The 25,579-nt window shown below is 34.0% G+C and carries 22 protein-coding genes; 9 read left to right on the forward strand and 13 right to left on the reverse strand.

Annotated features, from left to right (window positions below; translation table 11 throughout):
* Window position 1: 1 nt before the first annotated feature.
* Complete coding sequence (locus ACAM30_RS18580; RefSeq protein WP_369616057.1) at window positions 2-388, forward strand: DUF4258 domain-containing protein; 387 nt, start codon at window positions 2-4, stop codon at window positions 386-388.
* Between the two features lie 69 nt (window positions 389-457).
* Here the strand turns inward: ACAM30_RS18580 and ACAM30_RS18585 are convergent, their stop codons facing one another.
* The gene (locus ACAM30_RS18585; RefSeq protein ID WP_369616058.1) at window positions 458-1,129 is read right to left on the reverse strand and encodes a uracil-DNA glycosylase; all 672 of its coding nucleotides are present in this window, start codon (window positions 1,127-1,129) and stop codon (window positions 458-460) included.
* 112 nt (window positions 1,130-1,241) lie between these two features.
* Here ACAM30_RS18585 and ACAM30_RS18590 point away from each other — a divergent pair, with 112 nt between their 5' ends.
* Window positions 1,242-3,407 (forward strand): DNA mismatch repair protein MutS, encoded by a 2,166-nt coding sequence (locus tag ACAM30_RS18590; protein ID WP_369616059.1) that lies wholly within the window; start codon window positions 1,242-1,244, stop codon window positions 3,405-3,407.
* 212 nt (window positions 3,408-3,619) lie between these two features.
* The gene (locus ACAM30_RS18595) at window positions 3,620-4,033 is read left to right on the forward strand and encodes a thiol-disulfide oxidoreductase DCC family protein (RefSeq protein ID WP_369616060.1); all 414 of its coding nucleotides are present in this window, start codon (window positions 3,620-3,622) and stop codon (window positions 4,031-4,033) included.
* A gap of 246 nt (window positions 4,034-4,279) precedes the next feature.
* Here ACAM30_RS18595 and ettA read toward each other — a convergent pair whose 3' ends face one another.
* The 4 genes from ettA to holA all read right to left on the reverse strand — a co-directional run bounded on the left by ettA (window position 4,280) and on the right by holA (window position 9,713).
* On the reverse strand, window positions 4,280-5,971 hold the full coding sequence (gene ettA / locus ACAM30_RS18600; RefSeq protein WP_369616061.1) for an energy-dependent translational throttle protein EttA: 1,692 nt from the start codon (window positions 5,969-5,971) through the stop codon (window positions 4,280-4,282).
* Window positions 5,972-6,037: 66 nt separating this feature from the next.
* Entirely contained in the window at window positions 6,038-6,220 is a 183-nt protein-coding gene (locus ACAM30_RS18605; protein WP_017497526.1) for a CAL67264 family membrane protein, read from the reverse strand.
* Between the two features lie 70 nt (window positions 6,221-6,290).
* The gene (locus tag ACAM30_RS18610; protein ID WP_369616062.1) at window positions 6,291-8,555 is read right to left on the reverse strand and encodes an ATP-binding protein; all 2,265 of its coding nucleotides are present in this window, start codon (window positions 8,553-8,555) and stop codon (window positions 6,291-6,293) included.
* 153 nt (window positions 8,556-8,708) lie between these two features.
* Window positions 8,709-9,713 carry a DNA polymerase III subunit delta gene (holA, locus tag ACAM30_RS18615; protein WP_369616063.1) on the reverse strand — a complete coding sequence of 335 codons (1,005 nt, stop codon included), beginning with the start codon at window positions 9,711-9,713 and terminating at the stop codon, window positions 8,709-8,711.
* 94 nt (window positions 9,714-9,807) lie between these two features.
* Between holA and ACAM30_RS18620 the strand changes: the two genes are divergently transcribed.
* The 3 genes from ACAM30_RS18620 to ACAM30_RS18630 are packed head-to-tail and all read left to right on the forward strand — an operon-like array spanning window position 9,808 to window position 12,171.
* Entirely contained in the window at window positions 9,808-10,254 is a 447-nt protein-coding gene (locus ACAM30_RS18620; protein ID WP_070908104.1) for a type I restriction enzyme HsdR N-terminal domain-containing protein, read from the forward strand.
* A 29-nt stretch (window positions 10,255-10,283) separates the two neighbouring features.
* Window positions 10,284-11,303 carry a glycosyltransferase family 2 protein gene (locus ACAM30_RS18625; RefSeq protein WP_369616064.1) on the forward strand — a complete coding sequence of 340 codons (1,020 nt, stop codon included), beginning with the start codon at window positions 10,284-10,286 and terminating at the stop codon, window positions 11,301-11,303.
* 34 nt (window positions 11,304-11,337) lie between these two features.
* Window positions 11,338-12,171 carry an OmpA family protein gene (locus ACAM30_RS18630; protein ID WP_017497531.1) on the forward strand — a complete coding sequence of 278 codons (834 nt, stop codon included), beginning with the start codon at window positions 11,338-11,340 and terminating at the stop codon, window positions 12,169-12,171.
* 225 nt (window positions 12,172-12,396) lie between these two features.
* Here ACAM30_RS18630 and ACAM30_RS18635 read toward each other — a convergent pair whose 3' ends face one another.
* The 4 genes from ACAM30_RS18635 to ACAM30_RS18650 form a co-directional block, all read right to left on the reverse strand.
* Window positions 12,397-13,443: a carboxypeptidase-like regulatory domain-containing protein gene (locus tag ACAM30_RS18635; RefSeq protein WP_369616065.1), complete on the reverse strand. Its 1,047-nt coding sequence runs from the start codon at window positions 13,441-13,443 to the stop codon at window positions 12,397-12,399.
* Window positions 13,444-13,523: 80 nt separating this feature from the next.
* Window positions 13,524-14,144, reverse strand: coding sequence for an L-threonylcarbamoyladenylate synthase (locus ACAM30_RS18640; protein WP_369616066.1), 621 nt, complete (start codon window positions 14,142-14,144; stop codon window positions 13,524-13,526).
* Window positions 14,145-14,301: 157 nt separating this feature from the next.
* On the reverse strand, window positions 14,302-16,638 hold the full coding sequence (locus tag ACAM30_RS18645) for an ATP-dependent helicase (protein WP_369618667.1): 2,337 nt from the start codon (window positions 16,636-16,638) through the stop codon (window positions 14,302-14,304).
* Window positions 16,639-16,904: 266 nt separating this feature from the next.
* On the reverse strand, window positions 16,905-17,672 hold the full coding sequence (locus ACAM30_RS18650) for a sulfite exporter TauE/SafE family protein (RefSeq protein WP_369616067.1): 768 nt from the start codon (window positions 17,670-17,672) through the stop codon (window positions 16,905-16,907).
* Window positions 17,673-17,796: 124 nt separating this feature from the next.
* On the opposite strand from ACAM30_RS18650, the gene ACAM30_RS18655 reads away from it, so the two are divergent.
* Window positions 17,797-18,318, forward strand: coding sequence for a hypothetical protein (locus tag ACAM30_RS18655; protein ID WP_369616068.1), 522 nt, complete (start codon window positions 17,797-17,799; stop codon window positions 18,316-18,318).
* A 128-nt stretch (window positions 18,319-18,446) separates the two neighbouring features.
* Here ACAM30_RS18655 and ACAM30_RS18660 read toward each other — a convergent pair whose 3' ends face one another.
* Window positions 18,447-19,346, reverse strand: coding sequence for a patatin family protein (locus ACAM30_RS18660; protein ID WP_369616069.1), 900 nt, complete (start codon window positions 19,344-19,346; stop codon window positions 18,447-18,449).
* Window positions 19,347-19,444: 98 nt separating this feature from the next.
* Window positions 19,445-21,517: a M1 family metallopeptidase gene (locus ACAM30_RS18665; protein ID WP_369616070.1), complete on the reverse strand. Its 2,073-nt coding sequence runs from the start codon at window positions 21,515-21,517 to the stop codon at window positions 19,445-19,447.
* A 94-nt stretch (window positions 21,518-21,611) separates the two neighbouring features.
* On the opposite strand from ACAM30_RS18665, the gene ACAM30_RS18670 reads away from it, so the two are divergent.
* Together ACAM30_RS18670 and ACAM30_RS18675 are read left to right on the forward strand one after the other, a co-directional pair.
* Window positions 21,612-22,349 (forward strand): diphthine--ammonia ligase, encoded by a 738-nt coding sequence (locus tag ACAM30_RS18670; protein WP_369616071.1) that lies wholly within the window; start codon window positions 21,612-21,614, stop codon window positions 22,347-22,349.
* 47 nt (window positions 22,350-22,396) lie between these two features.
* Entirely contained in the window at window positions 22,397-22,894 is a 498-nt protein-coding gene (locus tag ACAM30_RS18675) for a hypothetical protein (RefSeq protein WP_369616072.1), read from the forward strand.
* Window positions 22,895-23,035: 141 nt separating this feature from the next.
* On the opposite strand, the gene ACAM30_RS18680 is transcribed toward ACAM30_RS18675, so the two are convergent.
* Complete coding sequence (locus tag ACAM30_RS18680; protein ID WP_369616073.1) at window positions 23,036-23,575, reverse strand: DUF1697 domain-containing protein; 540 nt, start codon at window positions 23,573-23,575, stop codon at window positions 23,036-23,038.
* Between the two features lie 51 nt (window positions 23,576-23,626).
* On the reverse strand, window positions 23,627-25,399 hold the full coding sequence (locus ACAM30_RS18685; RefSeq protein ID WP_369616074.1) for a hypothetical protein: 1,773 nt from the start codon (window positions 25,397-25,399) through the stop codon (window positions 23,627-23,629).
* Between the last annotated feature and the right edge of the window lie 180 nt (window positions 25,400-25,579).

Genomic DNA, 25,579 nt, shown 5'->3' on the forward strand with positions numbered 1-25,579 from the left:
CATGAAGTTCGTACATCGTTTTGCTTATTATTTAATTGGTTTGGTTATGGGATGCTTTTTTGTAGCCCTTGTATTCAGTGGAAAAGATACACGTTGCAACTACTTTCCAAACGCCAGAGTTTTAAATAATTTACGCACTAAGCCTTTTCAGTATTCCGAAAAAGCGATTCAAACTTTGAATGAAAAATGGGTTGACACAGCCGATATCAAAAGTACACTGACATTTGGTGATGTTGATTTTGACAAAAGTAATGTCCCTGTAAACAAAGGAAAACTTTATTTAATCGAAGGTAAGACTGCTAAAAATCAAGAGATTATTTTAAAAGTAGTCAACTACGAGAACAAAGCTATTCTGGAAGAGATTATTAAAAAAGGCACAAAAGAATAAGTGTGTCATTTAATAAGTAACAGCAATCAGTTTTTGTAATAAAAGCTGATTTTAACTAGTTCTTCGTTTCTACAGCCAGTCGATTTCTTTGATTGCTTTGGATTTCAAAAATTCATTGGTTTTGCTAAAATGTTTGTTTCCAAACCATTTTCCCTGATTAGCACTCATAGGTGAAGGATGTCCGGATTCTAAAATAAAATGTTTCGAACGATCAATTTTAGCGCCTTTTTTTTGAGCAAAGCTTCCCCATAGCAGGAAAACAACATTCTCTTTTCGATCTGAAATAGCTTGAATTACGGCGTCAGTAAACAAATTCCATTTCAAATGTTTATGGCTATTTGGACTGTCTTTGCGAACCGTCAAGGATGCATTTAAAAGTAAAACACCTTGTTCTGCCCATTTTTCAAGATTACCTGAGGTTGGCATAAAGATAGAATCGAGATCGTCACTTAGTTCTCTGTAAATATTTCGCAGTGATGGTGGGATTTTAACTGAATCATTTACAGAAAAACTCAATCCATTCGCCTCTCCTTCTCCATGATAAGGATCTTGTCCTATGATGACAACTTTTAAGTTTTGAAAAGCACAGGTGTTAAAAGCAGAGAAAATCAATTCTGCTGGAGGGTAACAAGTATGTGTTTGATACTCAATTTCCAAAGTTTTCATTAACTCTGAAAAATAAGTTTTTTGATTTTCATCTTTTAATATCACTTCCCAATCAGGAGAAAGATTGATTTTCATTTTTTTTAAATTTTACCACAAATTAAGCAAAGTTTTCTTCAAAGTACTAATTAATAGTGCTATTTCGTTCCAAAACTTTGTAACTTTGAACTTTTACAACTTACGATATATAATGATATCTATAACCGAAAAAACTTTACAAGATTTACAATTTCCAACAGTACTCGAAACCATTTCAGCAGGCTGTAATACTTATATAGGAAAAGAAAAAGCTTTACAAATAACACCTTTTAGAGATCAGGAAACTTTGATGCAGGCTTTGATGCAGACATCGGAGTATGTTTCCTCCTTTCAAAATAATAACGCCATTCCCAATCACGGATTTGACGCCATAACTCATGAGATTAAGTTTTTAGCAATTGAAGACAGTTTTCTTGAAGTGGGAAGTTTTAGAAAAATTGCTACACTTTCTTCTACCTCAAACTTTTTACTTAATTTCCTTAAAAAGTTTGATGATTATTATCCAAATCTAAATGCAAGAGCTTCACGTGTTGAATACACGAAAGATATTGTGACCACTATTGATGCTATTGTAGATAAATATGGTGAAATAAAAGACAATGCTTCACCAGCTTTACTAAGTATTCGTCAGGGCATGAACCTGGTTCGCGGTAAAGTCAACCAAAGTTTCGGAGTTGCTCTTACGCAATACAATAGTCTTGGTTATCTTGATGATATAAAAGAAAGCTTTGTGCAAAACCGAAGAGTTTTAGCAGTTTTAGCCATGTACCGCCGAAAAGTGAAAGGCTCTATTTTAGGAAGTTCAAAAACAGGAAGTATTGCCTATATCGAACCTGAGGCTACACTAAAATACTCCAGAGAATTAGCCAATTTGGAATACGAAGAGAAGGAAGAAATTACCAGAATCTTGAAGCAATTATCGAATGCAATTCGTCCGTATTTGCCTTTATTAATTGAATACCAGGAATTTTTGAGTGATATTGACGTTGTTGCCGGAAAGGCAAAATATGCGAATCGCATCAACGGAATCCTGCCTACTATTACAGAAGAAAGAAGGTTGTTTTTCAGAGAAGCGTATCACCCGATTTTGTATCTGAACAACAAACAGAAAAACGAAGTTACTCATCCACAAACCATTGAACTAAAGCAGGATAATCGTATCATTGTGATTTCAGGACCCAATGCGGGTGGAAAAACCATTTCACTAAAAACAGTAGGTTTATTACAGCTAATGCTTCAATCAGGGATGCTTATTCCGGTCCACGAACGAAGTGAGACATTCTTGTTTGACAGAATTTTAACAGATATTGGAGATAATCAATCAATTGAAAATCATCTAAGTACATATAGTTACCGATTAAAGAACATGAACTACTTCCTGAAAAAATGCAACAAGAAGACCATGTTCTTAATTGATGAATTTGGTACAGGTTCTGATCCGGAATTAGGAGGTGCTTTGGCAGAGATATTCCTGGAAGAATTTTATCATCGTGAAGCTTTTGGAATTATAACCACTCATTATTCCAATCTAAAGATTTTGGCTAATGAATTGCCATATGCAACCAATGCCAACATGATGTTTGATGAAAAAACTTTAGAACCTATGTACAAATTGGCTTTAGGTCAGGCCGGAAGTTCATTTACTTTTGAAGTAGCTCTAAAAAACGGAATTCCTTTTGGATTGATTAACCGTGCCAAAAAGAAAATTGAAGTGGGTAAAGTTCGTTTTGATAAAACGATTGCCACCCTTCAAAAGGAGCGTTCGAAGCTTGAAAAAACTTCTCTTAATTTAAAAGAGGAAGAAACCAGGGCTCGTGAAGAGAGTAAAAAGATGGAAAACATCAATGTAAAGATCAAGCAAAAACTCGAAAGTTATCAGGAATTGTACGATAGCAATCAGAAAACCATTTATATCGGTCAGAAAATCGAAGATATTTCAGAGAAGTATTTCAACAACAAAAACAAGAAAGAACTTATTGGTGAATTTTTGAAAATAGTTGAGATTGAAAACTCAAAACGCAAAAAAGCTACTCCGAAAGAAACAAAAGCAATAATTGAAAAGAAAAAAGAAGTAATTGCTGAAATCACTGTTAAAGTGGAGGAAATTCGAAAAGAGAAAAAAGAAAAGAAACTTAAACCTGTAGTTGAAAAACCGAAACCAGTTCTAAAAGTTGGCGATCGCGTAAGAATGCTCGACGGAAGATCTGTTGGAAGTATTGATGCTATAGAAAAAAATAAAGCAACGGTAAATTACGGCATTTTTACTTCGAAAGTAAGTTTAGATGAATTAGAGTTGGTTGAAGCGGTTAAAAAATAGCAAAATTGACGTTTTTCTCAACCAAAACTAAAACAAAGCGATTTAAGCTTGTAATTTTTCAAAAATGAACCAGAAGGTTGCTTTATTTTAAAATGGCTGTAAAATCATTTTATTAAAGCAGTTTCTGATTCTTAAATACTATTTAAAATAAATTATTAATAGATAAAACTAATAACTAGGTTATTCTGTTAAAATACCACAGGTTAGAAAAAATGATTGATTTACCCGCAAATAAAAAAATAGTTCTCTTTGACGGCATCTGCAATCTCTGTAATTCTGCCGTACAATTCATAATCAAGCACGACAAAAAAGACGTTTTTAGATTTGTGGCTTTGCAATCAGAATTAGGAATTTCGATTTGTAAACATTTGGGGATTAGTTTTGCAAAAATGGACAGTATTTTATTGTTCAATCCGGGCTCTGCTTATTTTTACAAGTCCTCAGCAGTAATTGCTATTGCGAAAGAATTTGGTGGTCTTTGGAGACTTTCGGAAATTTTCAGGATTGTTCCCATTTTTATCAGCGATCGTATTTACGATTATGTTGCAAAAAATCGATACAATTGGTATGGCAAAAAAGAAAGCTGCATGATTCCAACGCCGGAGTTAAAGGCAAAGTTTCTTTAGGAAATTCCAGTATTGAAATTCCAAATTAGCATGATATTGTCATTTCGAGGAACTAGACTCAAGCGGTAGCGAATAGGCGAAGCAAATCACAATAGAAATTCCGCACGGTAATTCTCCAATCGTTGTCGAGATCCAAATGCGATTTCTCCCTTTGATCGAAATGACACATAAATTGTATTAATAAAAAATCCCAAATACCATCAATTAAGATTGGGATTTGGGATTTTTAAATTTGAAAATTAAAACTTATCGGATCAATTTTCTGTATTTCAGACGTTTTGGAGTTAAATCGCCACCAAGACGTTTCTTTTTGTTTTCTTCGTAATCAGAGAAACTTCCTTCAAAGAAATAAACTTCTGAGTCACCTTCAAAAGCAAGAATGTGAGTACAGATTCTATCTAAGAACCATCTGTCGTGTGAAATAATCACAGCACAGCCAGCGAAGTTTTCTAAACCTTCCTCAAGTGCACGAAGTGTATTTACGTCAAGGTCATTCGTTGGCTCATCCAGTAAAAGTACGTTACCTTCTTCTTTCAAAGTCATCGCTAAGTGTAAACGGTTACGTTCTCCACCAGATAACATTGATACTTTTTTGTTTTGCTCTCCACCTCCAAAATTGAAACGTGACAAGTAAGCTCTTGAATTTACCTGCTTACCTCCCATCATCACCAATTCCTGACCGTCAGCAAAATTTTCCCAAATTGATTTATTAGGATCGATGTTTGAGTGTGACTGATCTACATAAGCAATTTTTACAGTTTCACCAACTGAAAATTCTCCACTATCCGTTTGCTGCTCTCCCATAATCATTTTGAAGATAGTCGACTTACCTGCACCGTTTGGTCCAATAATTCCAACAATTCCGGCCTGTGGCAAAGTGAAGTTCAGATTATCGTATAATAATTTATCTCCAAAAGCTTTTGCAACATTTTTAGCTTCGATCACATTAGTTCCTAAACGAGGCCCGTTCGGGATATAGATTTCCAGATTTTCATCCAATTGTTTTTGATCTTCATTCAATAATTTGTCGTAGTTCTGTAAACGGGCTTTTTGTTTGGTTTGACGACCTTTTGCTCCCTGACGAACCCACTCCAACTCACGCTCTAAAGTTTTTCTTCTTTTAGAAGCCACTTTTTCTTCCTGAGCCATACGGTTTGATTTTTGATCCAACCATGAAGAATAGTTTCCTTTCCATGGAATACCTTCACCTCTATCCAACTCTAAAATCCAACCTGCAACATTGTCTAAGAAGTATCTATCGTGCGTTACAGCAATTACAGTTCCTGAATATTGCGCTAAATGTTGCTCTAACCAAAGAACACTCTCTGCATCAAGGTGGTTGGTAGGCTCATCTAAAAGTAATACATCAGGTTGTTGTAATAACAAACGACATAGTGCTACACGACGACGCTCCCCTCCTGAAAGGTTTTTAATTGGTGTATCTCCTTCCGGTGTACGTAAGGCATCCATCGCAATTTCAAGTTTTGTATCAATTTCCCAGGCACCAAGAGCATCAATTTTGTCTTGTAAAGCTGCCTGACGATCCATTAACTTGTCCATTTTATCCTGATCTTCATAATTTTCAGGAAGACCAAACAAATCATTGATTTGATTGTATTCTTCTAAAACGGCCATAGTTTCAGCTGCTCCTTCACGAACAACTTCAATAACTGTTTTAGAATCATCAAGGATTGGCTCTTGCTCTAAGTAACCAACTGTGTAACCCGGTTGAAAAACAACATCACCCTGGTAGTTTTTATCAACTCCTGCAATAATTTTTAAAAGTGAAGATTTTCCGGAACCATTAAGTCCTAAAATACCAATTTTCGCTCCATAGAAAAAGCTCAGGTAAATATTTTTAAGTACAGGCTTGTCTGCTCCCTGATAGGTCTTACTCAATTTTTGCATTGAGAAAATTACTTTCTTATCGTCTGACATTTGATTTATTTTTTATTTTTATATTTATTTTTTTTGATTCTCCAGAGAAATCTGCTTAGATATATTTTAAACTCTTCCTTTCAAAGCGTTGAAAACCCAGGCGTTTGCAATAAAACCAACTCCGGTTGCTGCAAATCCCCAGCCCGAAACATCTCTGTATCTAAAAGCGCCGAGACCTATAAGTAACAATCCCATAAGTACCATTATAAAAGTTGCCCATCCTAAAATGGTGTTTTTATTCATTCCCATATCTGTGCTATTATTATTTTAAAAGTAGTGTATTTTTCAGAGATGCAAATATCGTGAATTTCCATAGATCTTAAACTGTTTTTTGTACAACATATTTTAAAATTGTTTCATACAAAATATCCGGGTCTACTGGTTTATCCAGTTTCTCTAAAATTTTAGCCCTTTGAAAATCTTCGTTACCGATATTTTCGCAAATAGCTGTTAGAGCAATGATTGGTATTTCGGGTTTTAAATCACTAATGATTGTAGATGCTTCAAAACCATCCATAACAGGCATCATGATATCCATCAATATTATGGCATAACTTTTAGCTTTTACTTTCTCAACTGCTTCAAGTCCATTATTAGCGACATCACATTTAAAACCTTTATTGATTAAAATTTTCTTAGCTATCAGCTGATTCATTTTATTATCTTCAACTAATAAAATCTCGATATCTGTAAGTTGTTCAATTTGTCTTTCAATATTATTAAAAATAATTTCATCATTGCTTTCTTTAGAAATTTCAAAATTTATTAGAAACGAAAAAGTAGTTCCTTTACCTTTTTTTGATTTAACTTTTATCTGGCTTTCAAAAAGCTCCAGCGTTCTTTTTATAATTGACAATCCTAAACCGCTACCGCCATAATTCATATTAATCTCGCTCGATTCCTGTATGAAAGGTTCAAATATTTTACTTTGAACATCTTCTGAAATTCCGATTCCAGTATCAGAAATTTCAAATTTAATGCTTTCTTTACCATTAGCAGAATTCATTAATTCTGCTTTTAAAGTTATTTCCCCATTTTTAGTAAATTTTGCAGCATTCGTCATCAATTCCATTATTACCTGAGTAAACCTGATTTCATCACACTTTAAAATTTGTGAAATTTTATCATCAAAATCAAGCAGGATCCTATTCTGATTCAGATTATTGATTTTAAACATTTCAATGATGGAGTTCAATATCATTTCCAGGTTAATGTCTTTGTATTCTAAGTTAATAGTATCGTGACGTTTTAGATTCTTAAAATCTACCATATTGTTGATAAAGCCCAGAAGATAATCCGAAGAAAAATTTAAATTTTTAATATAATCTTCTTTTAGAAGTTCTGATTTTTCATTTTTAAGCAAATATGCTGTTCCTTTGATCGTATTTAAAGGAGTTTTCAATTCATGGGTTACCACATCAAGAAAAGTATCTTTTATTTTTGATGCTTCATTTAGCTCTCTGTTTATTTTTTTTAACTCTAAGTTTTTCTTCTGCAGAATTAAATTAACCTTCATTTTGTACTTTGATGCTCTAAATTGAATTATAAATAGCACTGTCAATATTAGAACAGTCAACAATGCAAAAAGTAGTAAATAATTTTTATAAGATTCACTTACGCTTTCAAGTCTCGCTTCATTAATCTTCCCTTTATTCTCAATATTTTTTATCTTTAATGTACTATTTAACTTGTTTGATTTTTGAGCAAGCCTCATTCTAAACTGATTGAGTTTAACGTATTCTGATACTGAAACCTGGTACAGCTTTGCTGCTGTTTGCAGATCACCTATATTGTAATAATACATTGCTTTTAATTCATTCAGCTTAGCACCATAAGGATATCTTCCGTCTGTCGCAGGCGTTTTTGTTTTTTCTGCAAGTGTCAGATATTTATATACGCTGTCGTTTTCCTTTAAGTGGTAATAATCTTCAGAAATGAAGAGATATAAATTGGGTATCTTGAAATTATTCTTCTCAAATGTGTTACTCTTCTTAATGTTTTCAAGCGAGGTCATCGCAAAATCAATAGATCTCTTATAATCTTTAGAAGTTTTGTAATAAACGGAGAGGTTGTAGTTTATATTTATATTATCCTCATAGTTGCCATATTTTTTTATTAGCCTTTGTGCTTTCAAATCATACTCATGCGACAGTAGCTTATTGCCTTCATAGTATCTCAAATCACCAAGAGCTTCATACAATAAGGCTAACTCACGCTTATCATTGTATTTTTTTAAGATTTGAAAATTTTCAAACAGATAGGCATTTGGAGTTCCAAAACTTCGTAAATAGGAAATTAGTTTGATACTCTCTCTGTGAAAGAACAAAAGACCTGCCGTGTCTTTTTTTGTTTCGAGATAAGCTTTTGTTTTATTTAAGATTCTAAGTCCTAAAAGATGATTTTCTACATTCTCCGTTTGGATTAACTTTTTTATACTATCAATCTTTGACAGAATAATGTCTGAATTTGTTTTTGGGAGAATCTGAGACTGTGAATGACTCTTAAAACCAGTTAAAAGACAAACAAATAGCGCAAGAATAGTCCTTATTCTTGAAATGCGTAAATTTAAAGTAGATGGGGCCACCGAAATTTTTTATATAAATTATTCAGGTAATATAGTAAAATTAGATTGTTTTTACCAAAATTTTAATACATTATATCCTACCAGCTTAGAAAATCATTCCTGCAACTAGGTATTATACATGGAAATATTAGTAACAAACTACTATTAAATTACTTAATTGAATATTTTATAGAGCATTTCTTTTAACAAATCGGATTGTGGTAATGCATTTGCTCCTACTCCTTTGCTTTTAACATCAACATCACGTAGTGCGCCTACAATCTGGCTCACTTTTCGCATTGGATAGTTTTTTATCGCTAAATCATACTCTTTTAAAAAATAAGGATTGACTCCAATGGCTGTTGCTACATTTTTAGGGTTTTTATCTTTAAGTCCGTGGTATTTTAAAAGTTGTACAAAGAAACCGAATACCAATCCCGTTGTCATTACCAGTGGATATTCTTTAGGATTATGGGCAAAATTCTCCGCAATCTTATAGGCCTTCAACTGATTACGTTCCCCTATGGCTTTTCGCAATTCAAAAACATTATAATCTTTACTAAAACCAATATTTTCCTCGATATGTTGGGGTGTAATAACCGTTCCTTGCGGCAGAATGATTTGTAATTTTTCTAACTCATTATTAATCTTACTCAAATCGGTACCCAAAAATTCAACCAACATGGCATTGGCTTTTGGATCAATTGTATATTTCTTTCCGGCAAGCACGCGTTTTATCCAGTCACCAACCTGATTTTCGTATAATTTTTTACTTTCATAAACAATTCCTTTCTGAGCCAGTAATTTGGTTACTTTTTTACGCTTGTCCAGTGTTTTGTATTTATAACAAAAAACCAGTACCGTTGTTTCCATCGGATTGCCTACATAAGACTCTATTTTATCAATTGTTCGTGATAAATCCTGTGCTTCTTTCACAATAACAACCTGACGATCAGCCATCATAGGATAGCGCTTGGCCGTTGCCACGATATCTTCAACCGTTACATCTCTTCCGTACAAAACAGTCTGATTGAATCCCTTTTCTTCTTCAGCAAGCACATTTTGTTCAATATACTCCGATAATTTATCAATATAATATGGCTCTTCACCCATTAAAAAATAGATCGGTTTTATATTTCCGGCTTTTATATCATTAACAATTTTTACTACTTCGTCCATTCAAATTCTGTTTCAAGTTAAAAGTTTCAGGTTAGCGTTTCAATAACCTGAAACTTTAAACCTGAAACCTGAAACTATTTTATATTTTTGCTTTATGCTTAAACTTAATTTCCCAACCTACACTTTCCGATTCAAAAATAGCGAAAATAAAGTGTCTATTTTTGATGAAATCAGGAAAAAATTTATCATTCTTACTCCTGAAGAATGGGTCCGTCAACATGTTGTTCAGTTTTTAATGATTGAGAAAAAGTACCCTAAATCACTTATAAATGTTGAGAAAGTGCTTACTGTCAATGGTTTAAGAAAAAGATATGACGTAGTAGTGTTTAATTCTGATGGCTCTATACATATATTGGTAGAATGTAAAGCACCCGAAGTTAAAATCTCTCAGGCAACTTTTGATCAGATTGCCCGTTATAACATGACAATGCAGGCACGGTTTTTGAATGTCACAAACGGACTGAATCATTTTTACTGTCAGATGGATTTTGAGAATGAAAAATATCAGTTTTTAAGAAGTTTGCCCGATTATAAAGAATAGAATAATATTAAAATAAATAAGAATTACTTTTGGATAAAATAGCTGTTGTAATTTTAAACTGGAATGGTGTAAAATTGTTGGAACAATTTTTACCTTCTGTTATCCGATTTTCTGAGGGCGCTCAAATTTATGTTGCTGATAATGCTTCAACGGATGATTCTATAGACTTTGTTAAGAATAATTTCCCTTCCATAAAAATAGTAGAAAACACGGGCAACCATGGCTTTGCTAAAGGTTACAATGATGCTTTGCAACATATTGATGCTGAAATTTATGCTTTGGTAAATTCAGATATTGAAGTTACAGAGAACTGGCTCACTCCTATCCTTGAAACTTTTGAGAATGAAAAGTTAACTGCAATCATTCAGCCAAAAATTCTGGATTATAAAAACAAGGAATACTTTGAATATGCAGGTGCGGCCGGTGGTTTCATTGATAAATATGGATTCCCTTTTTGTCGTGGTCGTATTTTTGATACGATAGAGAAAGATAATGGACAATATGATGATAATTGTGAATTGTTTTGGGCTTCCGGGGCTTGTTTCTTTATCAGAAGTGAAGTTTATCATGAACTCGGAGGTTTTGACGAAACTTTCTTTGCTCATCAGGAAGAAATCGATTTGTGCTGGCGTGCTGCAAATGAAGGCCATGTAATTAAATACGTCTCCGGTTCCACTGTTTATCATGTCGGTGGAGCAACTCTACAACAAGGAAATCCGAGAAAGACTTTTTTGAATTTTAGAAATTCATTATTGATGCTTGTCAAGAATTTGCCAAAAAAGAGACTGTTCTTCGTGATTTTCTTCCGAATGGTTTTAGACGGAATAGCGGGTATCCGTTTCCTTACTCAGGGGAAATTCGGCCATACTTTTGCTATCCTGAAAGCGCATTTCTCTTTTTATTGCATATCTTTAAAATACCTTAAAAAGCGTAAAGATTTCCAGATACAAGAATACTATATGGTTAAAAGTATCGTTTACTTGTATTACCTGAAGAAATTACAGGTATTTAAAGAAATCTTTAACATTAATCAAAATATTAAGAACTAAATTTGTAATCAACGTTTAATTAAATATAATACCTATGAGAAAAATAGTTATCGCACTATCAGTACTAATGGCCTTAACTTCGTGTGTATCGAAAAAGCAATATGCTGCTTTAGAAGCTAAGAACAAAGAGATACAAGATTTATTAAACTCTTGCACAGTTAAATTAAATACTTGTTTGGAAGAAAAAGCAGGATTAGCAGCAACTGCTGAAAGCTATAAACAACACAATCAGGATTTAATCAGTACTTCTAAAGACTTAACTGTTTTAACTACTAAAGGAGCTGAAAATCTTGAGAAATCTTTAGAAAGTTTAAAAGAAAAAGATTTAAAAATATCTAGACTTCAGGATGCATTAACTAAGAAAGACAGTGTAACTCTAGCTTTAGTTACTAGCTTAAAAGGAGCTGTTGGAATCAATGATCCGGATATCGAAATCAACGTAGAAAAAGGAGTTGTATTTATTTCTATCGCTGATAAATTATTATTCAAAAGTGGAAGTTATGACGTAAGCGACAAAGCAAAATCTGTTTTGGCTAAAGTTGCAAAAGTAGTGAACGACAAACCTGATTTTGAATGTATGGTTGAAGGTCACACAGATGACGTTCCTTACAAAAGCAATGGAATTATCTTAGACAACTGGGATTTAAGTGTTAAACGTTCTACTTCAATCGTTCGTGTATTAAGCAATGAACTTGGTGTAAACCCTGCTAAATTAATCGCTGCCGGTAGAAGTTCTTATGTACCATTAGTAGCTAATGATAGTGCTGAGAATAAAGCTCGTAACAGAAGAACTCGTATTGTGGTTATGCCAAAAATCGATCAATTCTACGATATGATTGAAAAAGAAATGAAGAAACAAGCGAAATAATCTCGTTTTTACATACTTTATTAAACAGAAAAAGCAGGTCAATTGACCTGCTTTTATGTATCCTTAATTTTTTTAATAACCAATTAAATATAAATCAAGAATAGCATTATCTTTAAATTAACTAACTAAATTTTAACAAATCTAAAGTTAATCAATTATTTTAGATAATTATATCATTTAAGTTTTTTTTTACAAATGGGCCTTTCAAAGGGCTATTTTTTTGTTTTACAACGATTCTATACCGTAATTTAGCGGTAACATGTCTGCAACTTTCTTTTCTGTAATTTTTCCTAAAAAAAGGATACTGTCAATATTGGAATTATTTCCATATTTATAAATATAAAAAGAGTTTGTCTGAAAGACTATTTTGGATGTTTCGGTATTATTGTATATGAGATTGTATGAAGCTACAATATTTTGCAGATTCTCTTCATTTTTGCTTTCTCCTTTTGGCTGGCGTAAAACTTCAACTTTTACAGCATCATTCTCATTAGTAATTTTAAAACGTTTAGTGGAATCTAAACTATTAGAATCATTTGTTAATAAAAATTTATCTGAACCCCAGTTATTTCTTGCAAAATTTCTAAAAAACTGCAGTTGTGATCCTTCAAAAGCTTTCTGTCTTCGCCCTAATATTTCTGGAGAATGTTCAATCTCTATAAATCGACTTACCCCTTGATAAAAATTATTTACTACATCTTTAGAATCGATACTTATTTTATTAAAAGTAATTTCAAAACCTACTAACTCATAATCAATTCTATATCCCAATGAAGTATTTACAATTGACAAAGGTTTATCCGATGAAGCTGTTAAAAGCAACTTCTTTTTATCGTATTTAAAATGAATATCGTCTTCATTTTTTATTATAGTGGATTTTGCATTTTTTGTTGTGCCTAAAAAGTATTCCTTAAACAATTTTAATTTTTGCTTACGCGTAAATAAATCGTTCTTGTTTATGACAACTTCTCTAAGTTCATTTTTTGAAATTTTCATTCTTATATCTAAAGATTTGCTTGCATCTATACTTGTAAGGTACTCTCTTTCATATCCTACAAAACTCACAACTAAAATTCCATTAGAACTAGGCTCATATTGCAAGGCGTAATTTCCATTTGCATCTGAAATAGTTGAAATTGTAGTCCCATCAAAATAAATATTTACACCTTCTAATGGAGTGTTATCTTTTCCTGTAACTCTACCTCTTAAGGTGTTTTGTGAAATTATACTGATTGAAACAAATAAGAAAAAGATTAAAAAGGGGTTTTTCATAAAATAATAAAGGTTTGATTAATTTTTAGCTAATTAATCAAACCTTTTTATATAATCCTAGAAAATTACCATCTTTTATCTTACAAAATATCAAGATCTCCTTTTCCTTCTCTCACGATTACCGGTTCATGTTCTGACAGATCAATAATTGTAGAACCAACGTTATCTCCATATCCGCCATCAATAACCAAATCAACCAGATTCTGCCATTTTTCAAAGATCAGTTCAGGATCTGTGGTGTACTCAATTACATCATCTTCATCACGAATAGAGGTTGATACCACCGGATTTCCAAGCTGACGTACAATTTCAAGAATGATATTATTATCCGGTACACGAATACCTACAGTTGTTTTCTTTTTAAACTCTTTAGGAAGATTATTGTTTCCAGGTAGAATAAAAGTATAAGGTCCCGGTAATGCTCTTTTCAGAATTTTAAACGTTGATGTATCAATCTGGCGTACATAGTCTGATAAATTACTTAAATCGTGACAGATGAACGAGAAATTCGCCTTCTCCAATTTGACACCTTTTATTTTTGCAATTTTTTCCAAAGCTCTCGAGTTGGTAATATCGCAACCTAAACCATAAACAGTATCGGTTGGGTAAATCACCAAACCACCACTCTGAAGCACCTTTACCACTTTAGCTATTGCAGCTTCACTGGGTTTGTCCGGATATATTTTTATGAACTCAGCCATTTTTTTTAGAATAAAGAAGTTAGATTATAGAACAAAGACTGATCTTTATTCTTTTGAAAAGTAATGAAAATTTGTGAGGGTTGAAAATCAAATCCAGTTATAAAAAATTAAAATACTTTAAAAATCTATTTTCCATCATCTTTTCTCTATACTCTTTTTACCCCACAACATCTAATTTAGCAAATCTTAACAACAATTTCTTGATTCCGCCCACTTCAAATTTTATTTCAGCTTTTTTATCTGCTCCAACACCTTCCATATTGACGATTTCACCTTTTCCAAAACGTTCGTGCATCACTATATTTCCAATGGTGAGTTTATTATCAAACAAATTGGCGGCACCGTTGTTTGGGCTGGTACCGGAAACGGGTTTTAATTTTCGAATATTCAAATCCGATTTTGGTTCGTTGGCCGTAACATGTTTAGGTGGTGTACTTCCTACTGGTTTTACCAGTCGTAGTTTCGACTTATCAATATCTCCGAAAATATCTCCATCGATTGGCGACTTGTAACGATAATTGGTTTCTGCCGGGGTTAAATATTCCAGGTATTGACCGTCAATTTCTTCAATAAAACGTGATGGCTCACTGTCTGTTAGTTTTCCCCAACGGTAACGTGACTGCGCGTAAGTCAGGTAAGCCTGATGTTCGGCGCGAGTAAGTGCTACATAAAACAAACGGCGTTCTTCTTCCAATTCACTACGTGTACTCATACTCATCGCACTTGGGAATAAATCTTCCTCCATTCCTACTACAAAAACGTGTGGGAATTCAAGTCCCTTAGCAAGGTGAATGGTCATTAATGCCACACGATCTTCATCAGAAGTATCTTTATCTAAATCTGTAGCCAATGCCACATCTTCCATAAATTCAGACAATGCTCCTCTGGCACCATCAACCTCTTTTTGTCCTTCAGTAAAATCTTTTAAACCGTTTAAAAGCTCTTCAATGTTTTGAATTTTAGCCATTCCTTCCGGTGTGGCGTCTTTCTTTAATTCCTGAACAAGTCCCGTTTTCTTAGCGACATGATCTGTAACATAAAAAGCATCCTGATTCTGATCGATCACCTGAAAGCTTTGAATCATTGTAACAAAATCTTTTATTTTGTTTTTTGTTCCGGCATTTAGCTTTAAATCGATTTTATCAATATTCACCATTACTTCCCAAATCGAACGTTTGTAATGATTGGCCGCTATCGTAAGTTTTTCGACCGTAGTATCGCCAATTCCACGTGCCGGATAATTGATTACACGAATCAACGCTTCTTCGTCTTTTGGGTTGATTACCAAACGAAGGTAGCACAAAACATCTTTGATCTCTTTACGTTGATAGAAGGATAATCCTCCGTAAATTCGGTACGGAATGTCGCGTTTTCGCAATGCGTCCTCCATGGCACGTGACTGTGCATTGGTACGATACAGGATTGCAAAAGAACCATTATGTAATTGATTCTGCATTTTTTGTTCAAAAATCGTGCTGGCTACAAAACGCCCTTCCTCTGCATCTGTTAAACTTCGGTGGACTTTAATTTTTCCACCGGAATCATTTGCTGTCCAAACTACTTTATCCAGTTTGGTCTTATTGTGCTCCATGACAGTATTTGCTGCTTCCACAATATTTCGGGTAGAGCGGTAATTTTGCTCTAAACGAAACATGATTACACCTTCGTAATCTTTCTGAAAGTTCAGAATATTGTTGATGTTTGCTCCACGGAAGGCATAAATACTCTGAGCATCATCACCTACCACACAAATGTTCTGAAATTTATCTGACAACGCTCTTACAATCAAATATTGAGAATGGTTTGTATCCTGGTACTCATCAACCAAAAGATAACGAAAACGGTTCTGATACTTCGCTAAAACCTCAGGAAAACGAGTTAGTAATTCATTGGTTTTCAATAGTAAATCATCAAAATCCATAGCACCCGCTTTAAAACAGCGCTCTACATATTGCTGATAAATTTCTCCTAAACGCGGTCTTTTTGCCATAGCATCGGCTTCAACCAATTCAGGATTATTAAAGTAGGCTTTTACTGTAATCAAGCTGTTTTTATAGTTGGAAATACGGCCTAAAATCTGTTTTGGTTTGTAAATATCACGATCCAGCTGCATTTCTTTTATAATAGAAGAAATCAGTCTGGCGGAATCCTGAGAATCATAAATCGTAAAATTGGAAGGATAACCTAAATGATCTGATTCGGCACGAAGAATACGTGCGAAAATCGAGTGAAAAGTCCCCATCCAGAGGTTTTTCGCTTCAGAAGCACCTACAATATCTGAGATCCTGTGCTTCATCTCGCGCGCTGCTTTATTTGTAAAAGTAAGCGATAAGATATTGAAAGCATCAACACCCTGCGCCATTAAATAGGCAATTCTAATTGTTAAAACACGGGTTTTTCCCGAACCTGCACCAGCAATAATAATCATTGGCCCGTCTTTTTTCAAAACGGGTTGTCTTTGCGCTTCATTGAGTTGATCAATGTACTTTTGCATGAAATTTTTCTCCATAGTGATGCAAAATTAAGAATTAAAGCTTTAATAAGCTACTAAGAAGCTAAGGTTCTCAGGTGTTAAGTTTTTTGTTTTTTCTAATGACCAAGATTATCAGATACTAAAGTTTTAATAGACAAGTTTATCTAAAATTTCAAGAGAGTTTAGAGTTAAGCTTACAAACGCATTATTTGATATTTGTTGCAAACTACTAGAAACGAAAACTTATGAAAACTTAGTCCCTCAGAACCTTAGTAACTCAGCACCTCTTATTTATAAAATACATCATACGAAAATCGTATTAATGTACCAATTACAACGATTAAAAAGAAGATACGAATAAACCCGTTTCCTTTATTAATAGCAAGTTTTGCACCAAGCCATCCACCAAGTCCGTTACTGACAGCCATTGGAATTGCAATTGTCCAGATTATTTTTCCTTTCATCATAAACAAACAGATCGAACCGAAGTTGGTAGCCAAATTTACCATCTTAGCATTGGCTGAAGCATGAAGAAAATCAAATCCCAGTAATGCTATAAAAGCCACCACAAAAAAACTTCCGGTTCCGGGACCGATAAAACCGTCATAAAAGCCAACAATGATACTGATGACAACAGCATACAGTATTTGTATTCCAGCCGAATGATCTTTGGCTTCATGTTGTCCGAAGTTTTTCTTGGCATAAGTATAAATCAGTAGAAGGGATAACACAACCAATAATAGAGGTTTCATAAAATCATTGCTGACATAAGTTAACAAGGTAGAGCCCAGAAATGCAGCCGGAACGGCCAGGCACATCATGATTATTAAAAGTCTCCATTGAATTACAACTTTTTTGAGATATTGAAAGGCTGCGAAAGAAGTTCCGGTAAAAGCCGGCAGTTTTAGCGTACCTATCACCGTAGAAACCGGTAAATTTGGCAATAGAATCAAACCCATTGGTGTTTGAATTAATCCACCGCCACCTACTATAGCATCAATAAATCCTGCTGCAAAAGCAGCTAAACAAAGTAAAATTATAATGTAGGAGTCCATTCCGATTGTATTTGAAGTGATTTAAAAATCTCATCACAAAAGTAGGCTTCCAGTTTATTTATTACAATAATTTTAAAGTGGATTTCTCCCCGAAAAGTATATTTTTGCTAAAAATTTAAACCCAATGGATTTTACAAGAATTATAGAATTAGCCAGTTACACTTTGCCTGCTGTCGTGACCGGATTTGTTGCCTACAGTTTTTTTGAACTGCACATTAAGAATTTCGACAAAAAGCGTAATTTTTTGCTTAACAAAGAAGCACATAAAGAATCGTTACCTATACGTTTGCAAGCTTACGAGCGTATGACTTTATATTTGGAACGCATCAACCTGACTAAATTATTGATCAGAATCGCTCCAATCTCAAATGAAAAACACGATTACGAGAATTTCGTAATCGATCAGATTGAACAAGAATTTGAGCACAATCTAACGCAACAAATTTATATGTCAGATGAATGCTGGACGATTATTACCACAGCAAAAAATTCAACCATACAGATCATCCGTAAAACTGCTATGAGTGATCGCGTAGACAGTGCCGATAAATTGCGTGAGGTCATTTTAAATGACTTATTAGAGAAACAATCTCCAAGTAATGCAGCTTTAGCGTTTATCAAGAATGAAGTAGCGGAACTTTTCTAGATATTTGGAATTTTAGATTGTTAGATTTTTAGACTGACTTAGACTACTTTGATTCTGAAATTAAATCTTATGATGAGTTCTTTTCCTGTCTTTCGAATAATCTAACAATCTATAAAGTCTAAGAAAGACTATCTGTTATCACTCATAACTTCAGATTTATTCTGAGCATATTCAAAACCTTGTTCCCACCACTCTTTCATAACTTCCTGATTGAAGATAAGGGCGTTATCTGTTAGTTTAGTTGGGGTATAATACAGATTGAGTTTTACATTTTTATTGTTGGCCAGAAGCTTCCCGATAGTAATATCATGTTTTTCGACCTGATCTAAAGCAATTCGGAACAAATCGATCATTAAAGAAAACGGATTTTTACCGATGACCGTTCTATCCATATTTACCTCGGTTTCCAAAATGATGACATCAATTTCTGTTGCCCCGCGATTAATGGCTTCACGAATAGGTACTAAACTCGCAAATCCTCCATCGCCATATTCGTAGTTGTTTTTCTCAACAAGACTCATAAAAGGAACATAATTACTGGAAATCCAAGACCATTCGCAGAATTCTTCATAGCTACAATCTTTTACAGATTTGTATTCTGCTTCATTTTTGGTAAAATTAGTTACCGTTATGACTATGTCACTATTCAGTTTTTTAAGTTTATTGAAATCTGATATTGAGAAATTATTTTTAATATATCTCTTTAAACCTTTACTTTCACCAAAAGTCCGTTTTCCCTTGAAAAACTGACGTAATACGTTAAAATGATTTATGGTTACAATGTCAACTCCGTCCTTGTTTTTAACGACAAACGGACAAATATTAAAAATACTGCCCATGGTAACATTGGTATAAACAGAGTGAATTTTTTTAATGTGTCCTAAGGCTAAATGAGGTATTAGCAAACTACCTGTAGAAGTCCCTATGAACAAATCATACTCGTGATTCTTTTCTTCAATCAGATATTGTGCAACACCGCCGGCAAATGCCCCTTTACTTCCTCCACCAGAAATAACCAATGCTCTCATATGTTTTAAGTTATGCGTTTTGAGTTTTGAGTTAAAAGTATTCACTAATACTATTTTTACGATTACTCAACTCTATTTTTTATTAATATTAAAAATTGCTATTTCTTCACTTCCTCTGCCAACAAACGTTTCAGTTGAAATTGTTCATCGGGGTTTAAATTAGTCAAAATTCTTTCAAACGAAGCACGCATATCTGTATTTTTTAGTAAAAGTCGGATTGTGTCTCTCCCAAACTTTGAAAATTGCCACATGTGATGAGTTGTTGCCGAAACTAAGTTGGTTAAAACAGCATCGTTGATAATCTTAAAAGCAATAAGTTTCTCCAAAGCATTTTGTCTGGTTGTCGCTTCGTATTTTGCAGAAGAAAAAGCGATTAGCTCTGAAATTAAGGCTTCTGAATCATTAGCGTAATTAGTTGTTGAAAGTGCTAAGGATAACCATAGCGTTCTTAGATTGTAGTCATTGAAACCAATCCAATTTTTTGATTTATCCAAATATCGGGTGCGATGCTCAGGAAAATTTCTCCACAGCCAATACAAAGCAACTTCTTGTGTTTGATATGATTTGTCGTCAAGCAAGCTTTCGTATTCTACTCTAAAATCTTCCGGAATTTTAGTCAAAGTAGCCACAACTGCCTGTCGAACCTGAAGGTTATTCGTTTTCAGAGCTTGTAACAATAATGCTTTCTTTGATTCGTATTTTTCGTTTTCTAATTGATTAACAATGGATTCTTTTACAGAATAGTAAATATCTGAATCTAAAGTTTTACTTAAAAAAGATTCTTTCTCTGCTAAAGCTGTCTTTTTTAGTTTATCTACTTCTAATCGAACCTGAATTGATTTGTTTTTACTCAATAAAGCGTTTGCTGTTGGCGTATCAAAAACTGTAGATTCCAGCCAGGTTTTCTGAAATTTTTCCAAATCAAAATCGGAGACCTTTTTAATTTCATCGAAGAAGTCTTGGGTGTTTACTGTTTGATAAGCGTATTTTTTAAGATAACTTTTTATGGCTTTTTTGAAGGCTTTATCGCCAATGGATTCGTGCAATACAAACAAAGCCCAGGCTCCTTTTTCATAAAAAGTCAAAGAACTTGCTTTTGCATTTAAAACCGGAATCGAATCAGTTCTGGAGGCAAATTTTAACTGCTGTGCGGTATCGTATAATTTGGAGTAGAAAAAATCATCTCCGTAAATTTCTTTTTCGGCCAGAGCTGCAAAATAAGTAGCAAAACCTTCCTGAAGCCAATGATGCGTACTGCTTTCAGCTGTAATTAGATCCCCAAACCAATGATGTGCCAGCTCATGTGCATCTACATTGGTATAATTCCGATCTTCAAAACCAATAGAATCCACTACATATCGGGTAGCAAAAAGCGTTGAAGTTGTGTTTTCCATACCGGCATATAAGAAATCACGAACCGGAATTTCGCGGTAGATTTCCCAAGGGTATTTAACTCCTATTTCTTTCTCCAGAAAATCAAAAATACGCTTCGAGTAACGATACGTCGGTTCAAAACGATCTGCATCTTTGTTTTCCAGATAATATTCTAACGGAATTCTGGATTTTGCCTTTAGCTCTTTCTTATCATACTTTCCAATTGCAAGCATTAACAGATAAGAACTCATCGGCTTGTCCATTTTATACTGCCAATGAGTTTGATTGCCATTATTTGTTTTATTTACTAAAACACCATTCAAAATCACCTGATATGCAGTATTGTAAGTAATTCCTAAGCTAAAAACCATCTTTTCATTGACGTCATCAAAACTTGGAAACCAGTTACTGGTATACCTTCCCTGCCCTTGTGTCCAGATTTGTACTTCGGAATTATCCATATTCACAAAATACAGGGCTTGTTTTGGTTTGGCACTGTACCGAAAAGTAAGATGATTTTCTCCCTTTTGAAAATTACCTACAACTTTCAATTCTTTATCAGTACTTATAAAAACAACTTCTTTGTTGTCAATTTGAACATTAGAAAAGGTCATGTTTTTTGCATCAATCCTGATCGTATCAATGGGCTTTAGAATCTCAAATTGATAATCGACTGTACCTGAAATTGTTTTTTCGACAGCATTCACAGACAATTGTCCGGAAACGGATTTAAAATCAACAAATTGTGTTTGCTGTGCAAAAGTAAAAGCGGTAAAAAATAGAAGAATGTATTTCATTGAACCAAAATTGAGGGCGAAATTCCAAAGTTACAAAGGTTTGACAAACAAATCGAATGAAAGTTGTAAGTTTACGATACAAAATTACAACAGCATGCCAATACCTAAAAAAGCGTTATTCAACTGGAGCAGTGGAAAAGATTCTGCTCTTGCCCTATATAAAATTTTACAAAATCCTGACTTCAAAATTGAATGTTTACTGACCAGTGTTAATCAGCAGTATCAGCGAATTTCAATGCATGGTGTTCGTGTCGAATTATTGGAAGCACAAGCGAAAAGTCTCGGTTTGCCTTTGAAAATAATGCAAATCCCTGAGATGCCCACAATGGAAACCTATGAAGATGTTATGAATCAAACCTTAGCTGAATTAAAAAGTCAGGGCATCACACATTCAATTTTTGGGGATATTTTTCTGGAAGATTTACGAAAGTATCGCGAAACTCAATTGGCTAAAATAGGTTTTGAAGGTGTATTCCCTCTTTGGAAAATTCCGACTCAGGATTTAATACAGAAATTTATTGCCCTTGGGTTTAAAACGATTGTGGTATGCGTGAACGAACGTTTTTTAGATAAAAGTTTTGTGGGACGCATTATCGATCAGGATTTCATTAATGACTTACCTGAAAATGTGGATGTTTGCGGCGAAAACGGTGAATTTCATACTTTTACTTTTGATGGTCCAATTTTCTCTGAACCTGTTTCTTTTGAGATAGGTGAAATCGTTTATCGCAAGTATGAAAAACCTAAAGCGCAGGAAACCTCAAATACAGCTTGCGATACCAATTCCAATGATGCTTTTGATTTTGGCTTTTGGTATTGCGATTTAGTTTAAAATCTGTAGACAACCAATTAGATTAATTCATCAATCAAAATATATTCATGAAGGAAAATCCAGAATTAAGCAAAATTTTATCTTTTCTAACTGAGATCGGAATAGATGTAGTTGAAAAGAAATTGAATGATACTTTTCTGCCGGGCTTAGATTTAGGTCCGAATTGTGTTATTATTGATTATGTTAAACTACTATACCCGGGAGATATTCTACATGAAGCTGGGCATCTTGCGGTAACTCCTGCTTCCGACAGAAAACTCGTTGGAACGGAGAAAATGGCCTCCGACTGGCCCACTGAAGCCGAAGAAATGGGCGCTATTTTATGGTCGTTTGCCGCATGCACTCATTTAAAATTACCATTAGAGCTGGTTTTTCATCCTAATGGTTATAAAAATGATTCTGAATGGCTGATCTCTAATTTTACTACAGGAAATTATATCGGTCTGCCTTTTCTCGAATGGATCGGTCTTGCTTTAGGAAGTGATCGTGCCGAAAAAGAGGGAAAACCGGCTTTTCCGATGATGTTAAAATGGATTAGGGAGTAGATAGATTGCTAGATTTTTGGATTGTTAGACTAGCTTAGACTATTTAGATCTTACGAAGAATTAATTCCAAAAAACTAGTTTCGGGACTCTGTCTGATTCTCATTTCTTCAATCAAGGCCCAAAATCCAAAAATCTAAAGATCTAAACATACATATTGAGCAAATTAGTAACAGTATTCAGATTGCGCATTGTTCCTATTACATTTAGTTTTTTCTCAATGTATTTCAGTTCCAATCTTGTTTTTCCGGCACCAATATCATACTTAATATATATGCGGTTTTCATCAATACTGGCTTCATCGGGCTTAAATTGGCTTATTTTTAAATCGTGGATGCTTTCTTTTTTCAAGGCAATCGAGACAAAAACGATGTAGAGTTTCTTGATATCAATATCTTTTTCTTTTAAAAATGGATTATTGGAGAAGCACAATTCCAGATCTTCTTTCGCAATTACAATTACGGGAACTTCGTGTCCAAAAACTTTAAAAATTTCCTGTTTGATCATAAAACCTACTTTTGAAGCACTTTCTTCTTCTGTATCCACAAATACATTTCCAGACTGCAGATAAGTGCGTACGTTTTGAAAGCCCATGTTTTCTAACATTGTTTTCAAGGCTTCCATTTTTATCATGTTGTGACCGGAAACGTTGATCCCGCGTAAAAGTGCTAAATGTGTAGTCATTTTTATAAATTTTATTCAAAGATAGAAATTTCGATTTTGTAGAGATCTCAACTATTCGTTGTCTTCGCCTATTTCAATATCAAAACTGATTAAGAAATCATTCAGTCGCTTTTTGTATTTGTTTTGAGCCTCGCTTACAATTTCTTCTATTTCTTCATTGGTTTCTAGCGGATCAAAGCTGAACTCCTTTTTAACCCATTGCTGAAACTCCTCCTTATTTTCGTTCTCTTCATAATACTCTTCGTCCTTGTAAAAATAAACAGAATCGAAATCAACTGAAATTTCGGTATCTAAAGTGAGAAGATGAATTAATTTGCTCGTATTTTCAGCTACAATGTGAATCCCTCCTTCATCGCCGAAAACGACTATTGGGCAATCGTTTAAATCCTCATTTATCAGCCAGTACGCATACGAACTTCCGGAACCGTTGGCTCCTGCAAACTCGATAAAACTATTGTAAAACTCTTCTTTTTCTGACCACGTTTTTATACCGGTCTTGTCTTCTGTAATCGTCAAACCAAAACATTCCGAATAAGTTTCCGGGCCATACTCCTGCTCGAATTCATACAGCTTCACTAAATCTGCCGGCAAAGCATAATTACCGAACTGCACAGCGAATTCTTCTAATGAAAAACCATTATCGTATTCTTCATCTTCTTCCATTTCTTCACTCTCCTCTTCCTCTTCTGCCTCTGAAGTAAGAAAATAGAAAGCTTCTATCACAGCGCGTTTTACGCAATAAAACTCTATTCCGTTTATCGTTTCATCGTTCATCCATTGGTATTTCGGATTCCCCTCATCGTCGAGATATTCAAGAATGAGTGTAATCTCTTCTGTATCATGACACCATAAGCCACGCATTCTAATATTAAATCCGTTTCCAATTTCTTCTGAGAGCTGACTGTATTTCTTTCCTTCATAATCAAAGGAAACAAAGAGGTACGTGGTATTTTCAATGCTGCTGTAAAGTTTTTCATCTTCTTTGAATTTATCCATTTCAGAAATATATGCTACAGCTTCTTTAAACTGAGCACGAAAATCGGTGTACAGATACTTATCTGCCTTATCCTGATCGACAATTGAAAGTCCTTTTTTAAAGAAATCATCATAATAATTATTGCCCAAAATCTCCGTTCCGTCATCAGAATATTCAACAAAAGAATCGTTTACGATATCACTCAATCGGTGTGTTGAAGGGAGATAATTTTCAATGGTAACAATTGATCCGTCAGTATCCGTCAGATTGCTGCAAATCAAAACATCAGGTCTTCCTACATTAACAATTGCCTGAACATTGGTAAAACGTTCAAAATGCATCCACATATCCTCGCTGTAGATCAACCAGGCGGTAACATCACCTTTTACAAAAAGTTCTCCATGATTGTATTCTCCTAAAAGCGAATCGCACTTTAACCCTCCGCCCAAATAATGCACACTTCCAAACAAAGTAATATTTGCAGCGATTGTTTCTCCTAAAACAATTAAAGTGGGCGAATTATCCGTATCAAAAGAACTGATCAGTTTTTTAACTGTTAGATTGCCTTTGAAAATGAATCCGAGTATAAAAACATCCTGATTTTCATCCGTACTGTAATCCATTTCAAAAGAATCGATTTCTACATCATCTTCTGCTAAAAGAAATATGGGATTTTCTTCATAGTCCGGAAAGCGCCAGGTATCTTCAAAAACATTGTATATTTTTTGATTGTTAAAATCAGTAAGATCTCCAATAATAGTGTGTGCTTCGTGTCGGTTAATTACCTTAAAAGTAACACCCGCAAAATTCATGGTTTCAAAAGGAACTTTTTCTTCGTTAGTCATCATATAGGTTTTTGGTCTAAAACATCTAAACAAATCTACTCAATATCTTTATTTATTAAAATAGGTAATCAACTATTTCAGACTTTCAAATTTCCTAATTAAAATCTATCTTCGCAATTACTGAAAGTAGAGAATAGAATAAAGAATATAGACAAAAGACTTAAATCGAGATTATATACTCAT

The organism is Flavobacterium sp. CFS9, assembly GCF_041154745.1.
Taxonomy (GTDB): domain Bacteria; phylum Bacteroidota; class Bacteroidia; order Flavobacteriales; family Flavobacteriaceae; genus Flavobacterium.